Consider the following 3,337-nt stretch of genomic DNA (forward strand, 5'->3'; position numbering starts at 1 on the left):
AAGAGCTGTTGCGCATCTCGCGCGACACGCGGTCAAGCACGAATTGAGACCGACTCGTGATCAAGTGCTCGACGTACCCCTCATGTCACGAAGAGCAGTCACCATTCAGACTTGTGAATAAGCCCCCCGGTTGGGGAATGCTCGTCTGGCTCGCCATGACCACCGGCGCCCGTCGAGGCGAGCTTTGCGCCCTGCGATGGAACGACGTCGACTTCGCCACGGCCGTCATCGACATCGAGTCCAGCATTGCCCAGATCGGCACCCGCGTGTGGGAGAAAGACACCAAGACCCACCAGCGCCGGCGGATTGTCCTCGACCCACAGACGCTCGCACTCCTGACCGCGTACCTCCATCACCGTGCAGCGCAAGCCCACTGCGCTCGGGATCGAGCTCGCAGCGGACGGGTTCGTCTTCTCCTCAAATCCTGATCACGGCTCGGCCGTGAAACCGAACACCGTCACGCAGCGATACCGGAGGATGTGCGCACGGCTCGGCTGGGACATGCACATCCACCAGCTGCGGCACTTCTCGGCTACAGAACTCATAGCGGCGGGCGTGGACATCCGGACAGTCGCAGGCCGGCTCGGGCACGGCGGTGGCGGAACAACGACCCTGCGCGTCTACAGCGCGTGGGTCGCGGAGGCCGACCAGCGAGCGGCCGCATCCCTCGCAGGTCGCCTACTGCCATGATCGAAGGCGCCCTGACGTCAGCCCACTCGAAACCAGCCCTCCCTGTCGCCGACGCTTCCAGCGATGCCCCGTACCAGCAGATCGCCAACGACATTCGCGGAGCGATTAGGTGCGGCGCTCTTCGGCCCGGCGACACTGGCGCCATACAAGAGTCCAGGTGCCGACCAACTACTTACAAGGTAGCCGTTCCGCGTCTATCAGGGCCTTTACCTGCGACAACAGCCCGAGGGCGGGCCCCACGGGTAGCCGCTGGAAGCACCGTTGAACGCGAGTTCGTGTCACGAGCCGTGTCACGGACGGCAGACGGCACCCCCGGGCCCGGTCCGTGTCCGCAGGTTCTTCCGTACCGGGAGCCTCCTCCACGCCGTCGGTCACGTCGAGCCGCACGGCGTCGGCCTGCACCGGTGGGACAGCGCGGCCAGGGCGGCCGCGAGCCAGCGGCGCTCCTGCGGTTCGGTCAGCCTGCCGGCTATGCGCTCCACCGCCTCGACGAGCTCGGGAAGAGCGGCGGCGACGGCGGTCGGCGTGGGCTCGAAGTCCAGGCGCCGCTCGGCGGAGATGCGGGCGAGCAGTTCACGCACTGTTCCCACCGCATCGGCTCCATGGCTTCGGGCTGGCGATCGGTCCGCATCCGCGCATCGTGCCCGACCTCGCGCCAGGTCCGCCGCGGCTCATCCACAGGTCCGCACTTGTCCACACGAGCACTTACAGGATCCGCATAGAACGCAGCGCAGCCCGACCTCGCCGGTCTCGAACCGGCCGCCATCGCGCGAATCCGCTGCTCGATCCGCACGACGGCCGTGACCTCCGCGGCGTGCTGGGTCGGACGGCACACCCGCAGGGACAGCATCCGCGACGCCCGCATCGGTCGCTTAGCCGTCAAGCTCGCACGCGCGTAGCGCAGCGCGGACGGCGCCAAAACCGCGCGCAGCTGCTCGAGCGGGCGCGTTCCGTCGATGGCCTCGAGGACGCTCTGCAGTACCCGCGCCACCGGAATCCGCACCTCGTCGGCGTCCGGCAGATCCTCGACGACCGGGAGCTCCGCGGACTCCCGCGGCTCGGGCACCGGCGTCATGGGCCCGCTGATCGGCCCTCCGCAGTGCGGGCACGCAACCGGCATCGGCGGATCCGTCACGGCAGGCGCGTAGACGATCGTTCGGATCCGGGGAATGTACTCGCCGCTGGCGCTCATGCTGGCCTCCGCACTCCGAGGGCCTGTCGGCCCGTCCTCGGGGTGGCGGGTGCTTTCCCCGCCACCGCGAATGAGCGCGGGCATGGCCGCGGAGGCTCGACGTCAAGGGCGGCCGCTTGCGGCCGTCGCCGCAGGCGATCGCGTAGGGACCCTTGACGTTGAGGGCGGCCGTGCGAAGCTCCGGGCCGATAGGGCCGCCGCCGCAGGCGGTCCATTCGATATCTCGGCCCGCGCGGCCTTGAGCGCAAGGCAACAGGTCCCTCCGGGGAGTCCGGGTGGCGATGTATTGCGTCCGAAGCGATCAGGGCGCGTTTCTCGCGTTCCGCGCCGACGCGCGAGCGAAAGACAGCGCCGATTCCGAATGCGTCTCTACTCCGAGGCGTGCGGATTGAAAGATCGCGGCCTCACAAACGGAGGCTGGTCTCTCTGTGTCTGACCTGGGTAGCGCCCTGGCACCGCTGGCCCCTCTGCCCACAAGTTCTCAACCTCCTTGACAGACCCATTGACACGTGCAGCGCATCGTGCCGGCGACTGATCGGTTTTCGCGTGCCGTTGTCACATCGCACGGGGCTTGGAAACAGCTGTCGACGCCGAGCACAGATCGGCGCCGTGGGGAGCTGCATCACTCGAGGCGATCACTTCCCCGCAGCAGAGCTCGTCCGCGCTTATCCAGCGGTCCGACGGTGCGAGCGGAGCGTTCCCGTACAACCAGGTGGATGATGGACCAGGTGAGCGATGACACCCGCTGCGATGGGACCTATCGTCGAAGGGCGAGCGGGCAACGGGCTTCGTGCCCGACCAGACCGCGCTCCTCGTGATCGACCCGGTCAACGACTTCCTGTCCGAGGGCGGTGCCGACTGGGACATGACGAGAACCACCGTGGAGAAGCACGATGTGGTGGGGCACCTCAAGCAGGCTGTCGAGGGCGCGCGGCAGCGACGCCTCCCGGTGCTCTTCGGTCCCATGGCGTACACCGCTGAGGACTACGACAACGAGGAACTGCAGCGGCGGAGCGGCATCAACCGCGTGATGTTCGAGAGGAAGATGTTCCTCGCCGGCAGCTGGGGGGCGGACTTCCACCCCGAGCTCAGGCCCGCCCAGGATGAGATCATCCTCCTCCCGCACAAGGGAGTGGACGTGTTCGAGACCGACCTCCCGGAGCACCTCGATCGGTTGGGAACCACGCACCTGGTGATCGCGGGGATGACGGCGAACCTCTGCTGCGAGTCGACGGGTCGGCACGCGATGGAGCACGGCTACGACGTCACCGTCCTGCGCGACGCGATCGGGGCTGACACGCTCGCCGCCTACGAAGCCTCCATCCGACTGGACTAGAGCGTGTCCCGTGGATCATGCGGGTCGGCTGCGGTAGATCTCTTCTGTGCTTGATCGCCACGACTTGACCGACGCGGAGTGGGCACGGCTGGAGCCGTTGCTGCCCGACCGGACACCGC

General features: G+C 67.7%; 4 protein-coding genes and 1 pseudogene. 3 read left to right on the forward strand and 2 right to left on the reverse strand.

What is annotated here, in order from left to right:
* Nucleotides 1–137: 137 nt before the first annotated feature.
* Both KME75_RS45470 and KME75_RS45475 read left to right on the forward strand, forming a co-directional pair.
* On the forward strand, nucleotides 138–428 hold the full coding sequence (locus KME75_RS45470; RefSeq protein WP_281424898.1) for a tyrosine-type recombinase/integrase: 291 nt from the start codon (nucleotides 138–140) through the stop codon (nucleotides 426–428).
* A gap of 13 nt (nucleotides 429–441) precedes the next feature.
* Nucleotides 442–690, forward strand: a complete 249-nt coding sequence (locus KME75_RS45475) for a tyrosine-type recombinase/integrase (RefSeq protein ID WP_308283494.1) — start codon at nucleotides 442–444, stop codon at nucleotides 688–690.
* Between the two features lie 371 nt (nucleotides 691–1,061).
* Here KME75_RS45475 and KME75_RS44510 read toward each other — a convergent pair whose 3' ends face one another.
* Together KME75_RS44510 and KME75_RS47315 are read right to left on the reverse strand one after the other, a co-directional pair.
* Entirely contained in the window at nucleotides 1,062–1,280 is a 219-nt protein-coding gene (locus tag KME75_RS44510; protein WP_246633781.1) for a hypothetical protein, read from the reverse strand.
* Between the two features lie 179 nt (nucleotides 1,281–1,459).
* A pseudogene (locus KME75_RS47315) lies at nucleotides 1,460–1,966 on the reverse strand (Rv3235 family protein); the annotation flags it as partial.
* A 706-nt stretch (nucleotides 1,967–2,672) separates the two neighbouring features.
* On the opposite strand from KME75_RS47315, the gene KME75_RS40635 reads away from it, so the two are divergent.
* Nucleotides 2,673–3,218, forward strand: a complete 546-nt coding sequence (locus tag KME75_RS40635; RefSeq protein WP_219420320.1) for a cysteine hydrolase family protein — start codon at nucleotides 2,673–2,675, stop codon at nucleotides 3,216–3,218.
* Nucleotides 3,219–3,337: the final 119 nt, after the last annotated feature.

The organism is Pseudonocardia nigra (genome assembly GCF_019396355.1).
GTDB classification, from domain to species: Bacteria; Actinomycetota; Actinomycetes; order Mycobacteriales; family Pseudonocardiaceae; genus Pseudonocardia; species Pseudonocardia nigra.

What these genes read in the sequence shown, in the direction of transcription:
- KME75_RS45470 (WP_281424898.1), top strand. Translation starts at nt 138, where the DNA reads ATGCTCGTCTGGCTCGCCATGACCACCGGCGCCCGTCGAGGCGAGCTT.